At 51.3% G+C, this 26,087-nt stretch carries 24 protein-coding genes; 11 read left to right on the top strand and 13 right to left on the bottom strand.

What is annotated here, in order from left to right:
* Positions 1–6: 6 nt before the first annotated feature.
* The gene (locus EC843_RS08700; protein ID WP_064542875.1) at positions 7–1,311 is read left to right on the top strand and encodes a YhfT family protein; all 1,305 of its coding nucleotides are present in this window, start codon (positions 7–9) and stop codon (positions 1,309–1,311) included.
* 55 nt (positions 1,312–1,366) lie between these two features.
* Positions 1,367–2,452 carry an aminotransferase class V-fold PLP-dependent enzyme gene (locus EC843_RS08695; RefSeq protein ID WP_133522094.1) on the top strand — a complete coding sequence of 362 codons (1,086 nt, stop codon included), beginning with the start codon at positions 1,367–1,369 and terminating at the stop codon, positions 2,450–2,452.
* 48 nt (positions 2,453–2,500) lie between these two features.
* On the opposite strand, the gene EC843_RS08690 is transcribed toward EC843_RS08695, so the two are convergent.
* The 5 genes from EC843_RS08690 to nirB all read right to left on the bottom strand — a co-directional run bounded on the left by EC843_RS08690 (position 2,501) and on the right by nirB (position 8,105).
* Positions 2,501–2,674 carry a DUF4223 family protein gene (locus EC843_RS08690; protein WP_064542878.1) on the bottom strand — a complete coding sequence of 58 codons (174 nt, stop codon included), beginning with the start codon at positions 2,672–2,674 and terminating at the stop codon, positions 2,501–2,503.
* Between the two features lie 213 nt (positions 2,675–2,887).
* Positions 2,888–4,261: a siroheme synthase CysG gene (gene cysG / locus EC843_RS08685; RefSeq protein WP_133522093.1), complete on the bottom strand. Its 1,374-nt coding sequence runs from the start codon at positions 4,259–4,261 to the stop codon at positions 2,888–2,890.
* Positions 4,262–4,279: 18 nt separating this feature from the next.
* Complete coding sequence (gene nirC, locus EC843_RS08680) at positions 4,280–5,086, bottom strand: nitrite transporter NirC (RefSeq protein WP_064542885.1); 807 nt, start codon at positions 5,084–5,086, stop codon at positions 4,280–4,282.
* A 143-nt stretch (positions 5,087–5,229) separates the two neighbouring features.
* Positions 5,230–5,556 carry a nitrite reductase small subunit NirD gene (gene nirD / locus EC843_RS08675; RefSeq protein ID WP_064542888.1) on the bottom strand — a complete coding sequence of 109 codons (327 nt, stop codon included), beginning with the start codon at positions 5,554–5,556 and terminating at the stop codon, positions 5,230–5,232.
* Positions 5,553–8,105, bottom strand: coding sequence for a nitrite reductase large subunit NirB (gene nirB, locus EC843_RS08670; RefSeq protein ID WP_121814767.1), 2,553 nt, complete (start codon positions 8,103–8,105; stop codon positions 5,553–5,555). Before nirB ends, nirD begins: the two co-directional genes overlap by 4 nt.
* Before the next feature lie 227 nt (positions 8,106–8,332).
* Here nirB and EC843_RS08660 point away from each other — a divergent pair, with 227 nt between their 5' ends.
* Positions 8,333–9,616: a cytosine deaminase gene (locus tag EC843_RS08660; RefSeq protein ID WP_133522092.1), complete on the top strand. Its 1,284-nt coding sequence runs from the start codon at positions 8,333–8,335 to the stop codon at positions 9,614–9,616.
* A gap of 43 nt (positions 9,617–9,659) precedes the next feature.
* Here the strand turns inward: EC843_RS08660 and tsgA are convergent, their stop codons facing one another.
* Positions 9,660–10,838, bottom strand: coding sequence for an MFS transporter TsgA (gene tsgA, locus EC843_RS08655; protein ID WP_064542897.1), 1,179 nt, complete (start codon positions 10,836–10,838; stop codon positions 9,660–9,662).
* A gap of 280 nt (positions 10,839–11,118) precedes the next feature.
* Between tsgA and ppiA the strand changes: the two genes are divergently transcribed.
* From ppiA to EC843_RS08635, 4 genes are all read left to right on the top strand, one after another.
* Entirely contained in the window at positions 11,119–11,691 is a 573-nt protein-coding gene (gene ppiA / locus EC843_RS08650; RefSeq protein ID WP_121814768.1) for a peptidylprolyl isomerase A, read from the top strand.
* Between the two features lie 107 nt (positions 11,692–11,798).
* Positions 11,799–12,401: a putative adenosine monophosphate-protein transferase Fic gene (locus tag EC843_RS08645; protein WP_064542903.1), complete on the top strand. Its 603-nt coding sequence runs from the start codon at positions 11,799–11,801 to the stop codon at positions 12,399–12,401.
* A gap of 32 nt (positions 12,402–12,433) precedes the next feature.
* On the top strand, positions 12,434–12,997 hold the full coding sequence (gene pabA / locus EC843_RS08640) for an aminodeoxychorismate synthase component 2 (protein ID WP_064542906.1): 564 nt from the start codon (positions 12,434–12,436) through the stop codon (positions 12,995–12,997).
* Between the two features lie 100 nt (positions 12,998–13,097).
* Positions 13,098–14,318 (top strand): aspartate aminotransferase family protein, encoded by a 1,221-nt coding sequence (locus EC843_RS08635; protein WP_133522091.1) that lies wholly within the window; start codon positions 13,098–13,100, stop codon positions 14,316–14,318.
* Positions 14,319–14,321: 3 nt separating this feature from the next.
* Here EC843_RS08635 and EC843_RS08630 read toward each other — a convergent pair whose 3' ends face one another.
* Together EC843_RS08630 and crp are read right to left on the bottom strand one after the other, a co-directional pair.
* On the bottom strand, positions 14,322–16,406 hold the full coding sequence (locus EC843_RS08630; protein WP_133522090.1) for a YccS/YhfK family putative transporter: 2,085 nt from the start codon (positions 16,404–16,406) through the stop codon (positions 14,322–14,324).
* 91 nt (positions 16,407–16,497) lie between these two features.
* Positions 16,498–17,130 (bottom strand): cAMP-activated global transcriptional regulator CRP, encoded by a 633-nt coding sequence (crp, locus tag EC843_RS08625; protein ID WP_003852956.1) that lies wholly within the window; start codon positions 17,128–17,130, stop codon positions 16,498–16,500.
* A gap of 313 nt (positions 17,131–17,443) precedes the next feature.
* On the opposite strand from crp, the gene EC843_RS08620 reads away from it, so the two are divergent.
* Positions 17,444–17,848: an OsmC family protein gene (locus EC843_RS08620; RefSeq protein ID WP_064542915.1), complete on the top strand. Its 405-nt coding sequence runs from the start codon at positions 17,444–17,446 to the stop codon at positions 17,846–17,848.
* A 17-nt stretch (positions 17,849–17,865) separates the two neighbouring features.
* On the opposite strand, the gene EC843_RS08615 is transcribed toward EC843_RS08620, so the two are convergent.
* The 3 genes from EC843_RS08615 to EC843_RS08605 all read right to left on the bottom strand — a co-directional run bounded on the left by EC843_RS08615 (position 17,866) and on the right by EC843_RS08605 (position 20,161).
* Positions 17,866–18,750 (bottom strand): phosphoribulokinase, encoded by an 885-nt coding sequence (locus tag EC843_RS08615; RefSeq protein WP_133522089.1) that lies wholly within the window; start codon positions 18,748–18,750, stop codon positions 17,866–17,868.
* A gap of 173 nt (positions 18,751–18,923) precedes the next feature.
* Entirely contained in the window at positions 18,924–19,142 is a 219-nt protein-coding gene (locus EC843_RS08610; RefSeq protein WP_064542920.1) for a YheU family protein, read from the bottom strand.
* Positions 19,139–20,161 (bottom strand): hydrolase, encoded by a 1,023-nt coding sequence (locus EC843_RS08605; protein WP_121814771.1) that lies wholly within the window; start codon positions 20,159–20,161, stop codon positions 19,139–19,141. Before EC843_RS08605 ends, EC843_RS08610 begins: the two co-directional genes overlap by 4 nt.
* Positions 20,162–20,222: 61 nt before the next feature.
* On the opposite strand from EC843_RS08605, the gene EC843_RS08600 reads away from it, so the two are divergent.
* Positions 20,223–20,822: a LysE family translocator gene (locus EC843_RS08600; protein WP_064542926.1), complete on the top strand. Its 600-nt coding sequence runs from the start codon at positions 20,223–20,225 to the stop codon at positions 20,820–20,822.
* Between the two features lie 5 nt (positions 20,823–20,827).
* Here the strand turns inward: EC843_RS08600 and EC843_RS08595 are convergent, their stop codons facing one another.
* Positions 20,828–21,556: an NUDIX domain-containing protein gene (locus EC843_RS08595; RefSeq protein ID WP_133522291.1), complete on the bottom strand. Its 729-nt coding sequence runs from the start codon at positions 21,554–21,556 to the stop codon at positions 20,828–20,830.
* Positions 21,557–21,731: 175 nt separating this feature from the next.
* Here EC843_RS08595 and prs point away from each other — a divergent pair, with 175 nt between their 5' ends.
* Complete coding sequence (gene prs, locus EC843_RS08590; protein WP_133522088.1) at positions 21,732–22,610, top strand: ribose-phosphate diphosphokinase; 879 nt, start codon at positions 21,732–21,734, stop codon at positions 22,608–22,610.
* Positions 22,604–24,088: a nicotinate phosphoribosyltransferase gene (locus EC843_RS08585; protein WP_133522087.1), complete on the top strand. Its 1,485-nt coding sequence runs from the start codon at positions 22,604–22,606 to the stop codon at positions 24,086–24,088. The genes prs and EC843_RS08585 overlap by 7 nt, the downstream gene beginning before the upstream one ends.
* Before the next feature lie 42 nt (positions 24,089–24,130).
* Here EC843_RS08585 and EC843_RS08580 read toward each other — a convergent pair whose 3' ends face one another.
* Positions 24,131–26,035, bottom strand: a complete 1,905-nt coding sequence (locus tag EC843_RS08580; protein ID WP_064542935.1) for an ABC transporter ATP-binding protein — start codon at positions 26,033–26,035, stop codon at positions 24,131–24,133.
* Positions 26,036–26,087 lie beyond the last annotated feature (52 nt).

Here is a 26,087-nt window from a genome sequence, read left to right as displayed (position 1 = left end):
CGCGCTATGGATTTCTACATTCAAATAATCGTGGTGGCCTGCCTGACTGGGATGACGGCCTTGCTGGCGCATAAGTCAGCAGCCGTGTTCCATGACGGCATTCGCCCCATTTTGCCGCAGCTTATCGAAGGTAATATGAATCGCCGCGAGGCGGGCAGTATCGCTTTCGGTCTGAGCATTGGTTTCGTGGCGTCGGTGGGTATTTCGTTTACGCTGAAAACTGGGTTGCTTAATGCATGGTTGTTATTCCTGCCGACAGATATCCTCGGAGTCTTAGCGGCAAATAGTTTGTTGGCGTTTGGGTTGGGCGCAGTCTGGGGAATTTTGATCCTGACTTGCTTGATCCCGGTAAACCATTTGCTGACGGCACTGCCAGTGGATGTGCTGGGTTCGTTGGGTGAGTTGAGCTCGCCAGTGGTTTCTGCATTTGCGCTGTTCCCTCTGGTGGCAATTTTCTATCAATTTGGCTGGAAGAGCAGTCTGCTCGCAGCCTTTGTGGTGTTAATGACGCGCGTTTTGATCGTGCGTTTCTTCCCACACCTCAATCCCGAATCTATCGAAATCTTCGTCGGCATGGTGATGCTGCTGGGGATTGCGATTACTCAGGATCACCGTACCCGTGATGAGCGAGAACATGATACCGAGGGGGTATCGGTCTTTGAGGAGCGAACATCGCGCATTATCAAGCACCTACCGTATATCGCGGTTGTTGGTGGGTTGATTGCGGTCGTCGCCAGCATGAAGATTTTTGCCGGTTCTGAAGTGTCGATCTTTACGCTGGAGAAGGCTTATTCCGCAGGCATCACGCCTGAGCAGTCACAAACCCTGGTGCATCAGGCCGCACTTGCGGAGTTTATGCGTGGGCTGGGATTTGTTCCACTGATTGCCACCACGGCGCTGGCGACGGGTGTGTACGCCGTTGCTGGTTTCACCTTTGTTTACGCCGCCGGATACTTGATTTCTAACCCGCTGTTAGCGTTTGCGGTGGGTGCGGTGGTGATTTCCGTTGAAGTATTGCTGCTACGTTCCATCGGCAAATGGCTCGGGCGTTATCCATCGGTGCGTAACGCATCGGATAACATCCGTAACTCGATGAATATGTTGATGGAAATGGCGCTGCTGGTTGGCTCTATCTTTGCGGCTATCAAAATGGCGGGCTATACCGGTTTTTCTATTGCGGCGGCGATTTACTTCCTCAACGAATCGCTGGGTCGGCCGGTTCAGAAAATGGCCTCTCCGGTTGTCGCGGTGTTGATAACCGGCATCATTCTGAACATTCTTTACTACTGTGGCCTGTTCGTTCCGGCCTGATCCCTTCTCAATGCCTGCCGTAATGGTCTGCGGCAGGCTTCACGGAGTGAATAAAGTGAAAACCTGGCCGTTACAGAGCCTGACGATGGAGCAGGCGCAGAGTAAGCAATTTCAACTGGTGGATATTATTTGCCGTCATTTTCCCGGCGCTGATTTCCTCAATGCCGGGGATTTCGGCTTAGTCCCCGGTCTGAATCAGCCACAAATGACGCGGCGTGTGGAGTCAGTTCTGGCGGATTTCTTTGGCGCACCGGCTGCGGGACTGGTGCAAGGTGCGGGAACCGGGGCAATTCGTAGCGGGTTAGCGGCACTTCTTAACGCGGGGGATAGCTTGCTTGTCCACGATGCCCCTCTTTACCCCACCTCGGCAGTCATCGCTGAACAGATGGGGTTAACGCTAATTCGTGCCGATTTTAATCAACTTGATGACGTTAAAAGGACAATTGAGTTGTACCAACCGAAGGCTGCACTTATTCAGCATACCCGGCAGAAAATGGATGATTCATATCTGTTGGCTGAGGTGATTGGTTGTTTTAATCAGCATGGTTTACCGTCGTTGACTGATGACAACTACGCGGTGATGAAAGTCGAAAAGATTGGTTGTGAATGTGGGTCCACACTTTCAACATTCTCGTGTTTTAAACTCTTCGGGCCGCCGGGAATTGGCGTGGTGGTGGGTGAAGAAAAGACAGTAAATGCGGTGCGAAAAAGTATGTATTCCGGTGGCAGCCAGGTGCAGGGTATCCAGGCGATGGAAGCGTTGCGCGGATTAGTGTTTGCGCCAGTGATGCACGCGGTGCAGGCGCAGGTAAACGATAAACTGGTTGAAGCGCTCAATACCGAAGCGGTGTCGCAGGTGAAGCATGCATTTATCGCAAATGCGCAATCCAAGGTTCTGTTAGTGGAGTTTCATCAGCCGATTGCCGAGCAAGTATTGGCGGCGGCACAGAAGCTGGGCGCGTTGCCTTATCCTGTGGGGGCAGAGTCGAAATATGAAATCCCGCCGCTTTTTTATCGGCTGTCCGGGACTTTCCGCCAGTCTGACCCAACGCTTGAGCAACGTATGATCCGTATAAATCCTAATCGTAGTGGGGCGCAGACGGTATTGCGAATATTAAAAGAAAGTTGTGAAGGGTTATAAATTAAAATGCCCTCACTGGGAGGGCGTATTAAAAATTTGTGGCTATTATTATTTCTGTGGAGTTGCTGGGCCACAACCACCAATAATTTTAGAAATAGAAATGGCTGGGTGCAGTAAATAATCATAACCGCAAGATTTGTCTTTGTTCTCAATATGACCAGTACAGCCAGACAACAGAGCCAGGACAGCCAGTGCAGATGCAGCTTTTACGAACTTGTTCATTGATATTCCCTATCATTTACTTGGATGTAATGAGGCACTTCAAAAAGGCAATTAAGTATAGGGGCTGCTTGCTATATCACTAAGTCTGAAACCAGACGCATGGTTACATGAAATAAATATTGCCTATAATGATTGGCAAAATAATTAATAACTTATAAATAAAAAGGCTTGCCGGAATAATCTGACAAGCCTTTTTTTTATCTTAAAGTAGAATTAGTGGTTCGAGAACCAATTCAACCTATCGCGCAATGCCACCACGCGACCGACAATAATCAGCGCCGGGCTTGCAACCTGTGTCGATAATTCACCGAGTTCGCGTAATACGCCACTGACTACACGTTGGTTAACCGCTGTGCCGTTTTCAACCAGCGCGACCGGCATATCCGCAGTCATGCCGTGTTCAATCAGCTTTTCCTGAATCGCAGGAGCCTGGTTTAAACCCATGTAAAAGACCAGCGTCTGTTTTTCTGCCGCCAGGTTTTCCCAGTCTAATTCACCGCCGGTTTTCAGGTGGCCGGTCACCAGGCGCACACTTTGCGCGTAATCGCGGTGGGTTAATGGAATGCCTGAATAAGCTGAACAGCCGGATGCCGCAGTAATGCCCGGCACCACGGAGAACGGGATACCGCCGTCGCACAAGGTTTCTAGCTCTTCACCGCCGCGACCAAAGATAAACGGATCGCCACCTTTCAGACGGACAACGCGTTTGCCACTTTGCGCTTCACGCAGCAGGATTTGGTTAATCTCTTCTTGCGGGACGCAGTGATAACCCGCGCGTTTACCCACGAAAACGCGGTCGGCATCACGGCGCACCAGATTCATGATGTCATCAGAAACCAGGCGGTCATAAACCACCACATCGGCTTGTTGAATTTGCTGTAGCCCTTTGAGCGTCAGTAATCCGGCATCGCCTGGACCTGCACCCACCAAAACGACCTCACCACGGTGATCGAGCGGTGTAGCAAACATAGACTCGGTTTCTTTATCGATGGCTTGCTGGTCTTCGTTCGCCAGATATTGCGCCAGACGGTCATTAGTGAAGAACTTTTCCCAGAAGCGACGGCGTTCTGCCATGGCCTTGAAATTTGTTTTTACTCGCCCGCGCAACGTACCGGCATAAGAGGCAATTTTCCCCAAATGCAGTGGCAGAATGGCTTCGAGTTTTTCACGTAACAGGCGGGCAAGAACGGGAGAGGTACCACCGGAAGAGACAGCCACCATCAGCGGCGAACGGTCGATAATCGAAGGCATGATGAAACTGGCTTGTTTAGGGGCATCGACCACGTTGCAGAAAATGCGGCGTGATTCGCATGCTTCGCTGACTTGTTGATTCACTGTTTCGTTGTCAGTTGCGGCAATGGCCAGCCAGCAAACATCAAGCAGCTCGGGGGCGAATTCACCCTCAACAAGGGTGATCATGCCCTGTTCCGCCCACACATGAAATTGTGGGGAGAATTCCAGGGCATTCACAGTGACCTGCGCACCTGCCTCCATCAACAAACGTGCTTTACGTTCTGCGACATCGCCACCGCCGACCAACAGGCAGGCACGACCTCGTAATTGACAAAATATAGGCAGGTGATCCACGGTCAATCCTCAAATAAATTAGTTGCGTGCAGTCTCCGGCGCGGCGACTTGCGCAGGCTGTGGGCGCTCGGCTTTCGGCGTAGCATACCAATAACCCAGACCCATGAATACTACACCGGAAAGGGTATTCCCAAGCGTTACCCACAACAGGTTGTGACCGATACCCGCCATGGTGTAGGCGTCGCTATGATGACCAAACCAGGAGAGTGCAAACAGCGTCATGTTGGCAATGGAGTGTTCGTAACCGGAAGCGATAAACGCCAGCAGACACCACCAGATAGCGATGAACTTCGCAGCACCTTCAGTACGCACGGCCATCCAAATTGCCAGACAAACCAGCCAGTTACACAAAGCACCTTTGAAGAACAGTACCATCGCCGGAGCAGTGGTTTTTGCCAGCGCCGCGGTGTGAACCAGGCTGGTGTCCAACGGCAGCAGGCTACCGCCGCCCCATTTGTAGAGCAGGGCAACAAACACGGAACCCACCAGGTTACCCAGCCAGGTTTGCGGCAAAATACCCCACATTTGACCGTGAGTGATGGTGCCTGCTTTGACGCCGAACGTCAGGAACATGGTGTGTCCGGTGAATAGTTCAGAGCCTGCGATAATAACCAGCGTCAGGGCGATCCCGAAGGTGGCACCCATTACCAGTGGACGCAGCGCGGGATCAACCAGATTACCGAGGGTGAAGATCAGGATGATGCCGAGGCCGACATAAGCGCCTGCCATGGCAGAGCTTATCCAGAATCCGAGTGGATTGTTTTGCGACAATCGGGCAATGCGCGCGGCATTCGCCGCACATTTGTTAATGGTATCGGTGAACATTTTTGTTATCCCAATAAATTGAAAGAAAAAATAAATAATTGAAATTTTCCCCTCACCCCGGCCCTCTCCCCAAGGAGAGGGAGAACACCGATTTAATTCCCTCTCCCTCAGGGAGAGGGCTAGGGTGAGGGTTGTTTTAAGACTTAAGCTTTAATCTGAACCTGGCCGTCTTGTACGCGCGCTTTGTAATGCGCAATTGAACGGCTCTCGTCTTCCATGCACAACCCGTCACGCAGTCTGAAACGCTGCTTTTTCAACGGGCTGGCAACCCACAATTCATTCTGATGTTCAGCAATCAAGCCGCGAGACAACACGCTGGCCTCAAAGAATGGGTCGATATTGCTGATGGCGAAAACCTGGTCATCATTACGTGGGCGGAAAATAGCAATCTGCTGATTACCCACCAATGCGCAAACACCGGTAGCAGGCAGAATGTCGTTTAACTGGCAAACGGTAGTCCACTGGCTCATACATTTTCCTCCACTTCTTCTACCAGGGTGACCGGGATACGTTCGTAAGGCGTAGCCGGGCGGTGTTGCTCGCGCTCAGGCACAATTTGTACATGCGGGTCGCGGTGTGGGCTGTTGATAAAGTGTTTGAAGCGAACCTGGGCTTCCGGTGTATTCACCGTTTCAGTCCACTCGCAGATCACTTTCTCGCGCAGGCGCGCCAGCTCAGCTTCCAGTTGATCATTCAGACCCAGTTTATCGTCGATAATGACTTGTTTCAGGTACTCAATGCCGCCTTCCAGGCTGTCGAGCCACGGCGCGGTACGGGTCAGTTTGTCGGCGGTGCGGATGTAGAACATCATGAAGCGGTCGAGGTATTTGATCAGCGTTTCACTGTCTAAATCTGCTGCCAGTAAATCGGCGTGACGTGGTTTCATACCGCCGTTACCGCAGACGTACAGGTTCCAGCCTTTTTCAGTGGCGATAATCCCGACGTCTTTACCCTGTGCTTCCGCACATTCACGGGTACAGCCGGACACACCAAACTTCATTTTGTGTGGAGTACGAATGCCTTTGTAGCGGTTTTCCAGCTCAACGCCGAAGCCAACGCTATCGCCAACGCCGTAACGGCACCAGGTGCTACCAACACAAGTTTTTGCCATACGCAGTGCCTTCGCGTAGGCGTGGCCTGTTTCAAAACCGGCTTCAATCAGCTGACGCCAGATTTCTGGCAAATCATCTTTCTGCGCACCAAACAGGCCGATACGCTGGGAACCGGTGATTTTGGTGTAGAGGTTAAATTCGCGAGCGATACGGCCCACTTCCATCAAACCTTCTGGGGTAATTTCCCCGCCAGCAGAACGCGGGATCACCGAGTAAGTGCCGTCTTTCTGGATGTTGCCGAGGAAGTTGTCGTTGGTGTCCTGAAGCGGCGTGTGCTTTGGTGACAGCACATAGTCGTTCCAGCAAGAAGCCAGCAGCGAACCGACGGTCGGTTTACAGACTTCACAGCCGTAACCTTTGCCGTATTTTTGCAGCAGCTCGTCGAAGGATTTAATGCCTTCAACGCGGATCAGGTGATACAGCTCCTGGCGTGAAAACGCGAAGTGTTCACACAAGTTGTGGTTGACTTCGATGCCTTGCTTGCTCAGTTCGGCATTCAATACTTGCGTAATCAATGGAATACAGCCACCACAGCCGGTACCGGCTTTGGTTTCTGCTTTCAGCGCGGCAACGGTATGGCAGCCGTTGTTGATGGCTTTAACCAGATGCCCTTTGGTGACATCGAAGCAGGAACAGATTTGCGCGCTGTCCGGCAGTTTGTCGACGCCAATCGCTGGCTTACCGGAACTGGCATGCGCAGGCAGAATCAGCGCGTCCGGGTTTTCCGGCAGTTCGATGTTATTGAGTACCAGTTGCAGCAGGTTGCCGTAGTCGCTGGTGTCGCCTACCAGAACCGCACCGAGCAGGGTTTTGTTGTCAGCGCTAACAATCAGGCGCTTATAAACTTCTTTGCTTTCATCCAGATAAACGTAGCTGCGGCAGTTTGGCGTGCGACCATGTGCATCACCAATCCCGCCGACATCCACACCCAGCAGTTTTAGCTTGGCGCTCATGTCTGCGCCTTCAAAAGCGTTTTCGCTACCGATCAGGTGGTCAGCGGTGACTTGCGCCATTTTGTAGCCAGGGGCGACCAGGCCGAAGGTGCGGTTATTCCAGCTGGCGCATTCGCCGATGGCGTAAATGTCCGGGTCAGAAGTCTGGCAGGTGTCGTTAACCGCAATACCGCCGCGTTGACCCGTTGCCAGGCCGCATTGGGTCGCGAGTTTATCGCGTGGGCGGATACCGGTGGAGAAGACGATGAAATCTACTTCCAGGTCGGTGCCGTCGGCAAAGCGCATAGTCTTACGTGCCTGGTTGCCTTGTTGTACGATTTCCAGGGTGTTCTTGCTGGTATGAACGCGCACGCCCATGCTTTCGATTTTATTGCGTAGCTGCTCGCCACCCATGTGATCGAGTTGCTCGGCCATCAGCATCGGGGCGAATTCAATCACATGTGTTTCGACGCCGAGGTTTTTCAGCGCGCCTGCGGCTTCGAGGCCCAGCAAACCACCACCGACCACGGCACCGCGTTTACTACGGCGCGCACAGGCTTCGATGGCGTTCAAATCTTCAATGGTACGGTAGACGAAACAGTCTTGTGTTTCAGAGCCTTTAATCGGTGGGATCCACGGGTAAGAACCGGTGGCCATCACCAGTTTGTCGTAATACACGGTACGACCGGTATTCGAGTGGATGACTTTTTCCTGGCGGTTAATGGTGATGGCGCGTTCGCCAACCAGCACTTTTACGCCGTGTTTCTCGTAAAAGCCTTCACGGACCAGCGATAACTCTTCAGCGGTATGATGCGAAAAATAGGAAGACAGATGCACGCGGTCGTAGGCTTTACGCGGCTCTTCACAGAACACAGTAATGTCGAATTGGCCTGGCTGGGCTTTATCAAGTAAGTCTTCGATAAAGCGATGGCCGACCATGCCATTACCGATGATTGCGATTTTGACTTTGCTCATAATTGCCTCAATTTCTTTTCTATTACCGCCTACCTTAACGATTCAGCATTGGTGGTTATTGATACAAATCAAATACACCTTTATATACCTCTTAAGAGGTATATGTTTGATTTTAGTGAGTTTTTATAAGTCGTGGAAATGTTTAGTTATTCGCGGACCGACAATAAATGTCCTCGTTTTGCGGTGTGTGCTATGAAATAGGGGCGGCTAATCAAGAAGGGGTGGGTATGAGCAACAAGACGTTGGAGTTAATTCAAAATGTGCGCCTGGTGGGGCGTGAAGGTTTGTGGCAATTAGCCTTCGAAAATGGGCGCATCAAGGCCATTAAGCCGATGTGCGAAACGCAGCCAGAGAGCCAGCAGATTCTTGACGGGCGCGGCGGTCTGGCAATCCCGCCATTTATTGAGCCGCACATCCACCTTGATACCACGCAGACTGCCGGGCAACCGAGCTGGAATCAATCAGGTACCTTGTTTGAAGGCATTGAACGCTGGGCTGAACGCAAGGCGTTGCTGACCCACGAGGACGTGAAGCAGCGCGCCTGGCAAACGCTGAAGTGGCAGATTGCCAATGGTATTCAGTTCGTGCGTACACACGTTGATGTTTCCGACCCGACGCTGACCGCGCTTAAAGCGATGCTGGAAGTGAAAAAAGAGGCCGCGCCGTGGATTGAGGTGCAAATCGTGGCATTTCCGCAGGAGGGGATTTTTTCGTATCCCAACGGTGAAGGCTTGCTGGAGGAGGCCTTACGGCTGGGTGCTGACGTGGTGGGCGCTATCCCGCATTTTGAATTCACCCGCGAATATGGCGTTGAGTCGCTGCATAAAGCTTTCGCGCTGGCGCGCAAATATGACCGTCCGTTAGATATTCACTGTGATGAAATTGACGATGAACAATCGCGCTTTGTGGAAACCGTTGCCGCGCTGGCGCTACGGGATGGCATTGGTGCGCGTGTCACTGCCAGCCATACCACGGCAATGCACTCTTACAATGGCGCTTACACCTCGCGGCTGTTCCGTTTACTGAAGCTGTCGGGGATTAACTTTGTCGCCAATCCGCTGGTGAATATTCATCTGCAAGGGCGCTTTGATGATTATCCGAAACGCCGTGGTATCACGCGGGTTAAAGAGTTGCTCGAAGCAGGAATTAACGTCTGTTTTGGTCATGATGATGTATTCGACCCGTGGTATCCGCTGGGCACCGCCAATATGTTGCAGGTGCTGCATATGGGGCTGCATGTTTGCCAGATGATGGGCTATCAGCAAATTGATGAAGGCTTAAAACTGATTACCGATAACAGTGCGCGCACCTTCGGCGTGCAGGATTACGGCATTGCCGAGGGAAATGCAGCGAACCTGATTATTCTTCCGGCTGAAAATGGCTTTGATGCGGTGCGCAGGCAGGTGCCAGTGCGTTGGTCAGTGCGGGCAGGGAAGGTGATTGCGACCACGCAGTTGTCGCAAACCTGGGTGATGCTGGATGAAGCCGAAGAGATAACATTTGGTGGGTGAAAAGTGGCGGATGGCGCTTGCGCTTATCCGCCCTATAAAACGATTAATGTATTGTCGCGTTATGCTGACGGTGTTTCGTCACCAGACCCAAAATCAGGCACATAACAAACACCACGGCATACAAGCCGTTTGCGGTTTGCAGCGCCGCATGCGGGCCGCTGTGAGCCACGATCGGGCCGGTAACCACAAAGGTCAGCATGGTGCCGATAGTGCCGCAAGTCAGGACGAAGTTAACCAGTTTTGGTGAGGCAACTTTGGTCTGCAATGAACCAAGGGTGATAACCGAGGTGTAAATCGCGCTAGAGAAGAAGCCCAGAGCCAGAATAAACCATGCCAGATGAGTGGGTTCGCTGGTGTTGAACAGGTACATCAGAACGGTAGCTGCACCCGCAAGAACAGTCAGAATGCGTTGCAGATCGAAGAAACGCAAAATGAAACTGAACGCCCACATACCGAACATGTAAGACATCCAGAAATCACTGACTAACTGACCGGCATCATTCAGGTTCATGCCGAGGCTTTTGGCGTATTCCGGAACCCAGGAGATAAAGCCCAGTTGGCCTAAGATGTAGCACAGCGCGGCAATCGACAGGAACAGCACGCCAACCCCCCATTTTTCTTTCTCGGCCACTTTCTCGGTTGGTGCGGCGTGTTTGCCTAATGCCGGGAAGTCGCAACCGAAAGTCAGGATGAAGATAGCGACGTACACCAGACCGATGCAGACGTAAACCCAGTACCAGTCGATGCTGCGAGCCAGAAGAATCGCGGCAACCATTGGGAAAATCATCCCCGCCATGCTGAAGAAGGAGTCGGTAAACAACAGGCGTGAACCGCGTTCACGACCTTCATACATGTGGGTTATCAGGAATGTACCAATCGACATCGTGATACCACTGACCAGCCCAAGCACAAACATTGCCGCCGAGAAAATGGTTAGGTTGTCGCCAAAGACAAGCCCGGCAACCGCCAGAACCATCAGTATAAAACCAAAGCGCAACTGAGTTTTCAGTGGCACGATTTCCATTAACCAGGCATTCAGGAAAATAGAAATTAAAATACCCGCGTTCAGGAAGGTAAAGGTATTACTCATGCTGGAGACGGGTACGTGGAAGTATTCGGCAATATTGCCCATCACCATCCCGGTGACGATCACCAACGCGCCGGTCAGTGCGTAGGAGAAAAAGCTGATCCATGTGAGCTTAATGCGGTTGCTGTTAGTCATGACAAGCCTGTGAATAGAAATGTAAAGTGCTTTGACAGCACTCGAGAAGAATGGATTTTAGTCAAAAACGTGATTCATTCATACATTTTATGAATCATTTGGGGTTTATTACTGCGCTTTAAGTGATATGAATCACAATTGAGCATGTATTCTCATTAGTCATTCATTTAACTTATTGATTTGTGTGAAAGTAAAAAACAGTAAATGGCTGGCGCATAGAGGAGTGCCTCTTTACAATCTAGCAACTTGCTTCATTCACTGCCTTCGTAAGGAATTTTTCATGCTCAAATCGACACTGGCGGCCGTAGCAACCGTGTTTGCTCTTACCGCGCTATCTCCTGCGGCACTTGCTGCTAAAGGGGATCCACACGTCCTGTTGACCACGTCAGCGGGTGAAATTGAGCTTGAGTTAAACAGCCAAAAAGCCCCTGTCTCTGTGAAAAACTTTGTGGATTATGTGAACAGTGGCTTCTACAACAACACCATTTTCCACCGTGTAATCCCAGGCTTTATGCTTCAGGGAGGCGGCTTCACTGAAGATATGAACCAGAAGCAGCCAAATCCACCGATCAAAAACGAAGCTGATAACGGTCTGCGCAATACTCGTGGCACTATTTCTATGGCGCGTACCGCAGATAAAGACAGCGCAACCAGCCAGTTCTTCCTCAACGTTGCAGACAATGCTTTCCTCGATCACGGCCAACGCGACTTCGGTTACGCGGTATTTGGTAAAGTTGTGAAAGGGATGGAAGTTGCCGATAAGATCTCTCAGGTACAGACGCATGATGTCGGTCCATATCAAAATGTTCCGTCAAAACCTGTAGTTATTCTCTCCGCAAAAGTCCTGCCGTAAAAAATTCCCGCGCGGGTATTCTCTACTCGCGCAATCTCCTCCTTCCAGCACTTCCACCGATTGCTGCTTATACTTGTGGCAAGAAAGGGTCATGTTAGGGAGGCACCATGGCAAAGAAACTTACCGACAAACAAAAGTCCCGCCTTTGGCAGCAACAGCGAAGCCGTTCATTTCAGGCCAGTTCCCGGCTGGATATTCTTGAGCCTCATGCGCAAGATGAGACTATCGCACAGCGCGTAGAAACGATTGAACTTGGCCCGCTGCATCGCGGATTACCCTGGTTGTGTGCCATCCATCAGCAGCTGTTTCAGGATGTTTTCGACTGGGCAGGCGAGATACGGGATGTTGATATTTCCAAAGGGGAGACACAGTTCTGTCATTTCGAGTACATCGAAAATGAAGGTAACGATCTGATGCAGGAAATGGAGGACGAACATTACCTGGTCGGGCTTTCGAGAACTGAGTTCGTTCAACGCCTGGCACATTTCTATTGTGAGATTAACGTACTTCACCCGTTTTTTGTTGGCAGTGGTCGTGCGCAGCGCGTTTTCTTCGAGCAGTTAGCGATTCATGCCGGTTATGTTCTGGACTGGAAGGACGTTGCTCCGCAAGCCTGGCAAGAAGCCAATCAGGCTGGAGCGCTGGGTGAGCTGGCAGCGCTGACGGAGATTTTCACTAAAGTGGTGAGTGAAGCGTGCGAAAGCGAATAGAATAGTGCGGTTCTTTTTACTCCGGAGCCGCGATGCTACTGCTTATCGACAATTACGACTCATTCACCTGGAACCTTTATCAGTACTTTTGCGAATTAGGCGCGGAAGTAGTGGTGAAACGTAACGATGAGCTGACCCTTTCTGAAATCAGCGCGTTGGTACCTGAAAAACTGGTTATCTCTCCCGGACCTTGCACGCCAACTGAAGCGGGCATATCCCTTGCGGCGATTACTCACTTCGCCGGAAAGCTACCGATCCTCGGCGTTTGCCTTGGACACCAGGCGATTGCACAGGCATTTGGTGCAACCATTGTCCGTGCCGAAAAAGTGATGCACGGTAAAACCTCGGCTATCACCCATAACAATACTGGTGTTTTCAGCGGCCTGAACAACCCTCTGACCGTGACGCGTTATCACTCTTTGGTTATCGACCCGCCATCGTTACCTGAGTGTTTTGAAGTGACAGCGTGGACGGATAAACACGAAATTATGGGTATTCGTCATCGCGAACTGGCGCTGGAGGGTGTGCAGTTTCACCCGGAAAGTATTCTCAGCGAGCAGGGGCATCAACTGTTAGCCAATTTCCTGAAGTATTGATTTTTTATTGCCAATAAATGATTTTTTATGCATATTTCATGATTATATTTTCACGTGTCTCTCATGAAGTTTTTATGCGTAAAAAGGGGATAGGCAATAAATGGCAACTGAACAATCCGCAATTACCCGCGCAACTTTCGATGAAGTGATTCTGCCGATTTATGCACCGGCTGAATTTATCCCGGTAAAAGGTCAGGGAAGCCGCGTTTGGGATCAACAAGGGAAAGAGTATGTTGATTTCGCGGGCGGCATCGCAGTCACGGCGCTGGGTCACTGCCATCCCACGCTTGTTGAAGCGTTAAAAAGCCAGGGCGAAAAGCTATGGCATACCAGCAATGTTTTCACTAACGAACCTGCGTTGCGCCTCGGGCGTAAGCTGATTGATGCCACTTTTGCTGAGCGCGTGCTGTTTATGAACTCCGGCACCGAAGCGAATGAAACCGCCTTTAAACTGGCGCGTTATTACGCTTCTACACGCCATAGCCCTTACAAAACCAAAATTATCGCCTTCCATAACGCCTTCCACGGTCGCTCGCTGTTTACCGTTTCTGTTGGTGGTCAGCCAAAATATTCCGACGGATTTGGCCCGAAACCCGCCGATATTATCCATGTCCCGTTTAACGATTTACATGCAGTAAAAGCGGTGATGGACGATCACACCTGCGCGGTGGTGGTGGAGCCAATTCAGGGCGAGGGCGGCGTAACGGCGGCGACACCAGAATTCCTGCAAGGCTTGCGTGCCTTGTGCGATGAGCACAAAGCGTTGTTGGTATTCGATGAAGTTCAGTGCGGCATGGGGCGTATCGGCGAGTTGTTCGCGTATATGCATTACGGCGTGACGCCAGATATTTTGACCAGCGCTAAAGCGCTCGGCGGCGGTTTTCCGGTGAGTGTTATGCTGACGACGCAGGAAATAGCGTCTGCATTCCATGTCGGCACCCACGGTTCCACTTACGGCGGAAACCCGCTGGCGTGTGCGGTGGCAGGGGCAGCATTTGATGTTATCAACACGCCGGAAGTGTTGAATGGCGTTACGGAAAAACGCCAGCTGTTCGTCAAGCATTTGCAGCACATTGACGAGCAGTATGATGTGTTCAGCGATATTCGCGGCATGGGTTTGCTGATTGGCGCTGAGCTGAAACCGCAATACCAAGGCCGTGCACGTGAATTCCTGCATGCCGCTGCTCTGGAAGGGGTGATGGTGTTGAATGCCGGTCCTGATGTTATGCGCTTCGCGCCAGCCTTGATTGTTGAAAATGCCGATATTGATGAAGGTATGGCGCGCTTTGCAAAAGCAGTGGCGAAGATCGTTAACGGATAGTCGTTAATCCGACCGCCGCAAGCGGTTCAGCCAGATACCATGATGTGGCCGCTGACGCCATGCAACCGAAGAAATAGTGTGCATGGTGCTGAGGTGGCCCAGAATCCGCTGTAAATGTTGCTCCATCGTGCTTAATGGCCCACTCGGAAGCCCTTCCAGTGGGTCAAGAATATTCGCGTCGTTAGTCTCACCTGGCCCATCATATTGCAGCCGCTGCTGGCATCGTTGCAGCGCAATTTCACACGACTGCAAATAGCGCTGGGCTAAATCCGGTGTCAGCATGTTGTGCTCGCGCGCAAGCGTAGTCATGGCGTTGATGTGCTCGACAATAAACTGGCTGTGCGTCACCCACAATTTCATATCTGCCAGGTAATGCGAGTTAAAACCGGGTTCCTGCATCGCCTGATTCAGTGAGTTAAACAGCGCATTATGGGCTTGATTGACCTTCATTCGTTGCCAGGCTAGCGGCGTGGGTTCGGGATCGTTGCTCAGAATCAGGCGAATCGCGTCCTGGTCTTTTTCAAGCGCGTCGTGGGCGTTCTGGCGCAACAAACCGCTTTGCCACTGCGGCCACAGCCAAACCATGCCGCCGAAGGCAATCAAACAGCCGAGCAGAGTATCAATCAAGCGCGGGACGATAAATTGCTCGGCGCTGAGTGTGAGCAGTTGCAGGGTATATACCGCCGTCACGGTAAAACCAATCGTCGCCCAGCCATAGCTCTGGCGAATAAACAAATAGCTGACCAGCGTAATGACCAGCATCGCGGCCAGGGCAATGCTTTGTGGGAAGTGAAAGTGCAGGGCGATACCCGCAATCGCCAGGCCAGCAATGGTCCCTGCCGAACGGTGCAGAATGCGTACCCGCGTGGCGCCGTAGCCGTTTTGCGTAACGAACATCACCGTCATTAAAATCCAGTAGGGTTTCGGCAGATGTAAAAATGCCCCGAAAAGACTGGCGATGGTTAGCATTACGCCTAGTCGGGCGGCGTTGCGCAGGGCGGCAGATTTCAACGACAAATAGCTTTTCAGTGCTGCCCACAGCGGTAAACGGCGCTGCCGGTCTTCCATTAAATCACGGGCGTACAGAGGGCGTTGGATGCGCAGCACGCGGGCGATACGGCTGAAGTGATAATGACAAAACTGCCCAACCGGGTTGTCCGGATTCTGGCGAGCAATTTTCTCGAGGGCTTCAATTTGTTTCTCCATCGTAAAACGCTGTGGGTAACGATGGTAGAGAATGTCATCGGCCAACACGCGCAAGCGTGCCGCAATGGTCTGCGCATTCCAGCGAATAACCGCTTCTGCATGGCTTTTCGCGACAAGTTTTTGCACCTCGGCAGGCTGGTGCAAACTGACGGAGATGTGCTCTTGCAAATCTAACGCTATCTGAAAAGAGCGTAACAAATGTTTGTAACCGTTCTGCTGATTTGCCGACAGCATATGCAGCTGTTGGTAGCAGATGGTGATCAGGTCTACGGCTTTTTGCTGGCGAGCCAGCAGTGGAGGCAGCGCTGTTTCGGGATCAGCATGTTGTGTCAGCATGCCGTATTTGGCTTCACAGTACTCCGCCAATTGGCGATAGAGCAGGCTTAACGTTTCGCGCAGCGGCTGCTCACGCCACATCCAGAACCAAAACCAGTTAAAGACTCCGTACCAAATCGTGCCGGAGACATATAACACCATCGGCTTCCAGATAGGCATATTGCCGGCCATGCTTAGCGTAAAGATGGCCGCAATCAGCGATGCCGGAAGCAAACGTGCGTGCAGGGCGCTGATTTCAGCGGTGACGCCCAACAAGAGCGCCATCACCATAAGAATGATGGGCAATGGGACCGCGGTGTAGAGCAGCAAAAGCTGCATGATTAAACTGCTGGTCGCAAAAAGAGTGCCGCCAACAATCAGGCGTTTAAAAAAACGCTTATGGGGTGTATCCAGACCAGCAATGTTGCAACAAGCGGGCACTAACGAGAAAAGCAGACCTAACTGCAAATTCCCCAGTAGTAAACCGATCCCCACAGGAAGGCACAGCACCAGCGTTTGCCGCAGTGCATAGTTAACTTCAGGGTGATAGATTAATCTTCTCCACATATGCTTGTCATACTTTGTGTTGCAGGTGTTTGGATTTTAAAGACAAAAAAAGGCGTGTCCATAAAGCAACACGCCTTTTTTGAAACGGAAATTAACGAGTGCCGTAAACGACGATCGTTTTGCCGTGAGCGGAGATCAGGTTCTGATCTTCCAGCATTTTCAAGATACGACCGACAGTTTCACGAGAACAACCGACGATCTGACCAATTTCCTGACGGGTAATTTTAATCTGCATACCGTCTGGGTGAGTCATTGCATCAGGCTGTTTTGCCAGGTTCAACAGTGTCTGCGCGATACGACCAGTCACATCGAGGAATGCCAGGTTACCGACTTTCTCAGAAGTGACTTGCAGACGACGAGCCATCTGGGAAGAAAGACGCATCAGAATGTCTGGGTTTACCTGGATCAGCTGGCGGAATTTTTTATAGGAAATTTCAGCCACTTCACAGGCAGATTTAGCACGGACCCAGGCACTACGTTCCTGGCCTTCTTCGAACAGCCCTAACTCACCAATAAAGTCGCCCTGATTCAGATAGGAGAGGATCATTTCCTTGCCCTCTTCATCTTTGATCAGAACAGCTACAGAGCCCTTGACGATGTAATACAGCGTCTCTGCTTTTTCACCCTGGTGGATCAGTGTGCTCTTCGATGGATACTTATGAATGTGGCAATGGGACAAGAACCATTCGAGAGTCGGGTCTGTTTGCGGTTTGCCAAGCACCATGCGCGGTTATCCTCTGTTTATAACTGGCTACCAACGACAGGACGCTAAACATCCTGTCTGGCGTTGCAAGTATTAGAATATTCCCCACTTTGGGGAGATGGCATGCAAGTCATTCTTGCTGCCTGTAATTAGTGACGTCCTTTGCATCTATGCATTACGTCAATGTATCAATGTAGCATCCGGATTGTTTTAGCATAGCTTTTGGCAGGTGTCTCCTATTGTCTCGTTTCAGCATGACGTAGGTCGCCTTCCGTTGCCAGTTTTGCTGCATCCGCGTACTCTGGAAGGTAATTTTTTCAATGGGAGAAGCAACATGCAGGCACGTGTGAAATGGGTTGAAGGGTTAACTTTCCTTGGTGAATCCGCTTCAGGACACCAGATTCTGATGGACGGTAATTCTGGCGATAAAGCACCGAGCCCGATGGAAATGGTACTGATGGCTGCCGGGGGTTGCAGTGCAATCGACGTGGTTTCTATTTTGCAAAAAGGCCGCTACGACGTCACTGACTGCGAAGTGAAATTGACCTCTGAGCGTCGCGAAGAAGCTCCTCGTCTTTTTACTCACATCAATCTGCATTTCATCGTGACAGGCAAAGAGCTAAAAGATAACGCGGTTTCCCGCGCGGTTGATTTATCTGCTGAGAAGTATTGCTCTGTTGCACTGATGCTGGAAAAAGCCGTAAATATCACGCACAGCTACGAAGTCATTGAAGGCTAGTGTGCAAAACAGGGCGGTTACTCGCCGCCCTGAATATTGATATTTCGTCCTTCTGCCAGACGCTTCACTAACGGCGTCATGATCAACTCCATCGCCAGCCCCATTTTGCCGCCCGGTACCACTATTGTATTGATGTGGGAAATGAATGAGCCTTGCAACATGGCGAGCAAGTACGGGAAATCGATGTCATCCAGCCCGCGAAAATGAATCACCACAAAACTTTCATCCAGCGATGGAATTCCGCGTGCAGCAAACGGGTTAGAGGTATCTACAGTCGGGACACGCTGGAAGTTAATGTGCGTGCGTGAAAATTGTGGCGTGATGTAATTGATGTAGTCGTCCATTGAGCGCACCACTGAATCCATCACCGCTTCCCGGGAATGCCCACGTTCGCTGGTATCACGCACCAGTTTTTGAATCCATTCCAGGTTGACAATCGGCACTACGCCAACCAGCAAGTCGACGGCATTCGCCACATCGTGCTGTGGGGTGACGACTCCACCATGCAATCCTTCATAGAACAACACATCGGTCGGTTCAGGCAGCGATTGCCATGGTGTAAACGTCCCAGGAATTTGGTTCCAGGGGACGGCTTCGTCATAGGTATGAAGATACTTACGCGATTTACCTTGCCCGGTTTTTCCGTACTCGATAAACGTTTGTTCCAGCAGGCCGAAGTCATTCGCTTCCGGACCGAAGTAACTGATATGGCGGCCTAAGTCGCGTGCTTTACGAATAGCCATATCCATTTCAGGACGCGTGAAACGATGGAAGCTGTCACCTTCAACTTCGGCAGCGCGCAGGTTGAGTTGCTGGAATATTTTGCGGAAGGCAAGGCTGGTGGTGGTCGTTCCCGCGCCGCTGGAACCTGTTACGGCAATAACCGGATGTTTGGCTGACATAAGGCAACAACTCCATGGGTAATCACAAGTGTGTGTTCGTAAGGGCTGGCCCTCACCCTAACCCTCTCCCCCTGGAGAGGAGACTGTCCGGATTTCGCTTTGGTTCTTCCCCTTCTCCCTCAGGGATAGGGCTGGGGTGAGTGTGGTTTTACTATGCAGTATAGAATAAACGCTTAGCCGCGAAGCTGCCCGCGAGCCATGATATTCACCGTTTCGTGAAGCTCCGACCATACCAGCACAGCCTCGCCACTTTGTAGCTGGCGCTTAACATCGGCCACTTTTTGCTCCAGCGAACGCTCTTGTTCACCATAATCGGTACCTTCACGTAATACAAAGGATTCAATCAGATTATCAAGCGTTTCGGGGGGGAGATCTTGCCAGGGAATCATCATAATGACGGGTCCAAAAATTTAGACAACCACTGCGGGATGCGTTGCTCAAGCCACATTTCCGGACGCCGTAGCGTGCCACCAACAAATCCAACATGCCCACCATAGCGCGTCAGTTGATACTCAATATTGGCAGGCAGTATCGCTGTGTCGGGGATCACATGGTGATCCATAAACGGGTCATCTTTAGCGTGAATGATTAACGTCGGCGTTTTGATTTGCGGCAGCAACGGCATGGCGCTGCATTGACGATAGTAGTCGATAGCATCTGCAAAGCCATGAATCTTCGAGGTGATCAAATCGTCAAACTCACGCAGACGACGCACTCCTTTAAGCTGGCGCATATCTACCGGGAGTGTGCCTGGATAGCTTCTGAGCTTACGTGCCGCATTTTTCTTCAGCAGATTTAACAGATAATGTTGGTAAACGCGTGAGAAACCTTTCTCGATATGCTTGCTGCAATGCTCCAGCATCAGCGGGGCAGAAACCACTACACCTGCCTGTAGCGTACAATCTGCGCCTTGTTTTGCCATTAAACAGGCGAGCATGTTACCGCCGAGAGAAAACCCGACCGCCGCCGTGGGGGCTTTACCGTAACGTGTAGAGAGCCAGTTGAGGAAATAGCTGCCATCTTCGGTTTCGCCGGAGTGATAGATGCGTTTCATGCGATTCGGCACGCCGCTACAGCCACGGAAGTGCATCACCACACCCAACCAGCCTTGCTTACGCGCGGCATCAATTAACCCATGTGCATACGGGCTGTGCAGGCTTCCTTCAAGACCATGAAAAACGACTAACCGTGGTTTATGCGTTGCCTGGCGTGGGTCTTCACTCCATGCAAGATCAACAAAATCCCCATCCGGCATATCCAGACGCTGCCAGTGAGGTTTGAAATTGAGGCGGCGGCGAATTAAGCGTGGGAGCATGGTTTGCAGGTGCGGATTACTGACACCCTTTAACGGACGAAATTGTTCATCGTCTACGTGATTAAAATTCAATGCTGCGGGACTTGTCGTGGCCATATCACACTGTTAGTTTCATTTAGTTTGCTAATTAACTTACCGGGTGCGGATCACCCATTTCATGGAAACGCTTTTCTTCTCAATGCTTGGTTTTTTGTGGGTCGCGGCGATTACACCCGGCCCAAACAATATGTTGCTGACTTCTTCCGGCGCCAACTACGGCTTTATGCGAACCCTCCCTTTGATGATAGGTATCATGTTGGGGATGCAGTGCATTTTGTTGCTGGTGGCTTTTGGCGTCGGTAGCTTAATCCTATTGTATCCTGCTTTGCACCTCATCCTGAAGATTGCCGGGAGTGCTTACCTGTTATGGCTGGCATGGAAAATCGGCACTGCGACTTATGAAACGCTGGAAACCGATGCGCCGCCTCCGTCACCTATCCCATTCTGGCAGGGCGGTTTATTACAGGTTATCAACCCGAAAGCGTGGTTGATGGCGCTAGGTGCAGTCGCAAGTTTTAGCCTTGCGGGTGCTCAGTACCTGCACTCTGTGGTGTTAATCAGCATCGGTATCGCACTGGTCAACATCGTTGCTGGCATCATCTGGATTGCGTTTGGCAGCATGATTGGCAAGCTACTTCGTAGCCGCCGTGCCTGGACAATCTTTAATGTCTTTATGGGATTGCTGACTGCGGCATGTGTGTTGCTGATTTGGCATTGATGCCGCTATTCGGCAGTATCATTGAGCAAGTTACGTGAGAAAAGATGGATATCCACTCCTTCTTTTCTCCGATAAAGCCGCGCTTTACGCGCCCCAGTCGCCTTACTTTTCCCTGTATCTTCAAACATGCCTGACGCCTCAAAGCGGCGAATCAGGCTTTTGCGCTGTATCGCCTGCCCGAGAATAATTTCTGTCGCTTCCTGCAATTGCGTGAGCGTGAACTCTTCTGCCAGGCAATAGACCGGCAATAGTGAATAGCGCGTTTTTTGCCGTAGCCGGTTTAACGCATGGGTAATAATCTCACCGTGATCGAAGGCCAGAGTCTGCTGCGTCAGTTGGTGAGTCGGTAACCATTTCGCATCGCTGACGCTTTCAATATGTGGCTGGCAATCGGTTCTGGCGATCAGGGCGAACCAGGCCGTCGTCAGGCTCCAGCCGCGTGGATCACGATACTTGCCAGAGAAGGTTTCCAGTTGTTCGAGCCACGGGGGAATGACGCCCGTTTTTTCAACCAGTTTGCGTAAGGCGGTATCACGCGTGGACTCATCCAGGGTCATATCAATAAAACCACCGGGCAGCCCCCAGGCCCCCTGGTAAGGGTGATTAGCTCGTTTAACCAATAATACGCTTAGTTCATTGTTATCCAGCGAAAACAATACGTTATCGACAGTGACAATCGGAGAGGCGAAGCGCGAGGCATCATAATCTTTCAGGTATCTTTCTTCAGAACGCATAACGATATGTACGCTTAAAACTGTCGTTAGGACAAATTTACGGATGTCCATCGCCACTGACAACCTTTATCAACCAGGATCGGCAAAAAATAGTGCTTGCTTAATATTGTCTTATGGACAATATTAAATGTGTCACAAGGACAATAATCGAAATAAAGAGGAAGGACACGACATTATGGCGATAAAACTTGAGGTTTCTCTGGATGGCATCACCCCGGAAATTAACAGCGGTGTGTTTCCTGATGGTGCGGTCTGGTTGAAGGTGCAGGGCACGTTACCTAAACGTGTAGAGTTGATGCGGATTCGCGCCTGCGCAATGAAAAACATGGATGATTTTATGCTGTTGGCGCAGTTGGTGGAGGCGATTCGCCATGCTTGCGATGTGCGTTTCAGCCACCTTGAACTTCCCTGGCTGCCTTATGCCCGACAGGATCGGCATATGCAAGCCGGAGATAGTTTTGCGCTTAAAGTGTTTGCCATGCAGCTCAATACCCTCGGTTTCGACAAAGTGTTTGTCCTTGACCCTCACAGCGAAGCTGCCGCTGCTGCCATTAATAATCTGGTGGCTATCCCGCAGGAAGTCTGTCTACAGGGGAGCAACGCTCTGGTTAGCGCATTACGCGAAGGGCGGTTAATGCTGATTGCCCCGGACGCGGGCGCATTGAAAAAAATCCATCTGGTGGCTCAGGCTACTGGGGCGAGCACCTTCGGTATCCTGACCAAGCAGCGCGATGTGGCAAGCGGCGTGCTAACCGGTTTTGCATTAGTTGCAGGCGATGTGGCAGGGAAAGACGTGCTGATTGCCGACGATCTTTGCGACGCAGGAGGAACATTTATAGGGTCAGCCGAAGTGCTGCGCAAGGCTGGCGCACGGAGTGTCGGTTTGTATGTGACGCACGGTCTTTTTTCAAAAGGAGTGGCACATCTTCTGAATCAGGGGATCGACAAAATCTACACGACGACATCCATTGCGCCCGCAGAGGCTGCGCAACAAGGCGTTGAACTTATTGATATTGCGCCACTCTTCCAGGCACAGGAGATGAAATCATGTTAATGAACCCTATTCTGGCGATTGATGGCTACAAGGTTTCGCATCGTGAACAATATCCGCTGGGGACAACAAAGGTTTACTCAAACTTTACCCCGCGCAGCGACCACTATTTTCATTCTCCGGTAGACGACGGCAAGCTGGTGTTTTTCGGGCTTCAGGGCTTTTTGCAGTGGTTTATGGTGGATCTGTTTAATGAAAAGTTTTTCGCCGCGCCTGAGGAACAGGTGGTTACTGAATACAAGCAGCTCATGGACAGCTATATCGGTAAAGACACTGTGGCGATTGAACCGATCCGCGCATTGCATCGCCTGGGATACCTGCCTTTGCATATCAAGGGATTAGATGAAGGCAGCAAAGTCGGCATGAAAATTCCGGTCCTGACTATCACCAATACCCGAGACGAATTTTTCTGGCTGGTGAATTATCTTGAAACCGTGCTCTCTGCTGAACTGTGGAAATCCTCCACCTGCGCCACTATCGCCCATCATTACCGCAAAATTTGCCAGCGTTGGGCGGAACGGACCTGTAGCGATCTTAGCCATCTTGATTTCCAGTGCCATGATTTTGCGTTTCGCGGCATGTCGGGTTTACATGATGCGGCGCAATCCGGCTGTGGCCATCTTTTGAGTTTCAAAGGCACGGACAGCATTCCTGCCATTCTCTATGCCCGGCAGCACTACACCGACAGCCAGGACTATTTTATCGCGGCAAGTATTCCGGCAACGGAACACAGCGTGATGTGCATGGGCGAGAAAAATCATGAAATCGAAACTTTTCGCCGCCTGATTGCTGACTTATATCCACAGGGATTTGTGTCGATAGTTTCTGATACCTGGGATTACTGGCAGGTGTTGACGGAATACACCAGGGAGCTTAAGCCGTTAATTATGTCGCGTCAGGGGCGCGTGGTGTTTCGCCCGGACAGCGGCGACCCGGTGGATATCCTCTGCGGTACGGGGGCAGATAATTCCCCTGAACGCACCGCGCAGGAAAAAGGGTCGGTAGAAGTGTTGTGGGAGATTTTTGGCGGCACCATCAACGAGAAAGGCTACAAGGTGTTAGATCCGCATGTCGGGCTGATCTATGGCGATTCCATTACGCTTGAGCGAGCAGAAGAAATTCTGCGCCGCCTGGAAGCGAAAGGTTTTGCCAGCTCGAATGTGGTGTTTGGCGTTGGGTCTTTTACCTACCAATACCACACGCGTGACACTTTCGGGTTTGCGATGAAGGCCACTTATGGCGAGGTGAACGGAGTCGGAAGGGTTATCTTCAAAGAGCCGAAAACCGATAACGGCCTTAAGCGTTCGGCCAGAGGGTTGTTGCAAGTGGTGCGCGATGAGGCGGGAGATTTCCAGCTTCACGATGAGCAAACCTGGCAGCAGGAGCAGGAAGGAGAGCTAAAAACCCGCTTCCTTGATGGCAAACTTTATAATACCGACCACCTGGAAACCATTCGTCAACGGCTGGTGGCGGCTTTGTGAGGGTATAATTAACTAATGGGGGAATTTCTTCCCCCATTGATTTTATTCAGCCTGCATCATCTGTTCTAACTGGTCATGCGCATCCAGCCATTCCATCTCACACTCTTCTAGCGCCGCTTTCACCTTCACCTGAGTTTGCAGGCATTCGGTCATTTCCGCTTTACGACTTTGGTCGTAAATGGCGCTATCAGCCAGCTTCTCTTCTACTGCTGCAAGCTGCGCATTTAACTTTTCCATTTGCTTTTCAAGCGTGGTGATTTGCTTGCGCAGTGGTTGAGTCAGGGTACGTAACTCGGCATCACGGCGCTTTTGGTCTTTACGCGCCTGCGCACTGTTGACGTTATCTTTTGCCGAATCCAACGGCTGGTTTTCCTGCTTTTGCAGGTCAATAAGCCACTGTTGGTAGTCTTCCAGATCGCCATCAAACGCTTCGACTTTACCGTCGTGAACCAGATACAAATCGTCAGTGGTCGAGCGCAGTAAGTGGCGGTCGTGCGACACAACGACCAGCGCGCCTTCGAAGTCAATCAATGCTTCGGTTAGCGCCTGACGCATGTCGAGATCAAGGTGGTTGGTCGGTTCATCAAGCAGCAGCAGGTTAGGGCGCTGCCAGACGACGAGCGCCAGAACCAGACGTGCTTTTTCACCGCCTGAGAAACGTGCCGTATGTTCGGTGACCTTATCGCCACGGAAGCCAAAACCGCCGAGGTAGTCCCGCAACCCTTGCTCCAGCTCTTTCGGTGCAATACGCGCCAGGTGCTGCAATGGTGACTCGTCAGCGCGTAAGTATTCGAGCTGATGCTGCGCGAAGTAACCCAGCTTGATGCCTTTAGCCAGACCAATATCACCCTGCAATGGTTGAATTTCTTCCGCCAGTAGTTTGATAAGCGTCGATTTACCTGCGCCGTTACGGCCAAGCAGACCGATGCGCGAGCCTGGAACCAGGTTCAGCTTGATGGAATCAAGGATCACGCGGTCGCCATAACCGGCGCTGACTTTTTCCATGCGCAGCAGTGGGTTTGGCAAGCTTTCAGGAGCACGGAAACTGAAATGGAATGGGTTGTCGACGTGCGCTGGCGCAATCAATTCCATGCGCTCAAGCATCTTCACGCGGCTTTGGGCCTGCTTTGCTTTACTAGCTTTGGCTTTAAAGCGGTCGATAAAGCTTTGCAAATGCGCGACGCGCTCCTGCTGGCTTTCATACATCGACTGTTGCTGAGCAAGGCGTGTCGCACGCTGGCCTTCAAACGACGAGTAGTTACCGGTGTATTCAAACATCGATTCCTGCTCGATATGAATGATTTTACTGACCACCGGATCAAGGAAGTCGCGGTCGTGGGAAATCAGAATCAAGGTGCCCTGATAGCTTTTCAACCAGCGCTCGAGCCAGATAACGGCGTCTAAGTCCAGGTGGTTGGTTGGTTCATCGAGCAGCAGCAAATCAGAACGGCAAATCAGCGCCTGTGCCAGGTTGAGGCGCATACGCCAGCCACCGGAAAAGTCGCTAACCGGGCGTTCGAGTTGTTCATTGCTGAAGCCTAAACCATGCAGCAGGCTGGAAGCACGAGAGCGAATCGTCCAGGCGTCAACTGAATCCAGTTTACCGTGAACCAGCGCGATAGCATGACCGTCATTGCGCTCATTGGCTTTTGCCAGTTCGGCTTCAAGCTGGCGGAATTCACGGTCGCCATCAATAACATATTCAATGGCGGGCATGGCCAGCGCCGGGGTTTCCTGGTTTACCCAGGCTAATGCCCAGTTGCCTGGAAAGGTCATACTTCCGCCATCGGCGCTGATCTCGTTCTTCAGCAGCGCCAGCAGCGTGGATTTGCCGCAGCCGTTTTTACCCACCAGACCCACTTTTTGGCCCGGATTGATGGTAGCGGTGGCGTTATCCAGCAGAACGCGGGTACCGCGACGAATTTGTAACGAGGAGAAAACAATCATAAAGCGCCGTATGTTCAGAGTATGTTAAATTGTCATTATATTTAGGTAACGT

Origin of the sequence: Buttiauxella sp. JUb87 (genome assembly GCF_004361975.1) — a bacterium.
GTDB classification, from domain to species: Bacteria; Pseudomonadota; Gammaproteobacteria; order Enterobacterales; family Enterobacteriaceae; genus Buttiauxella; species Buttiauxella ferragutiae.
The sequence above is the reverse complement of the archived record's forward strand: the minus strand, read 5'-3'. Positions and strand labels throughout refer to the sequence as shown.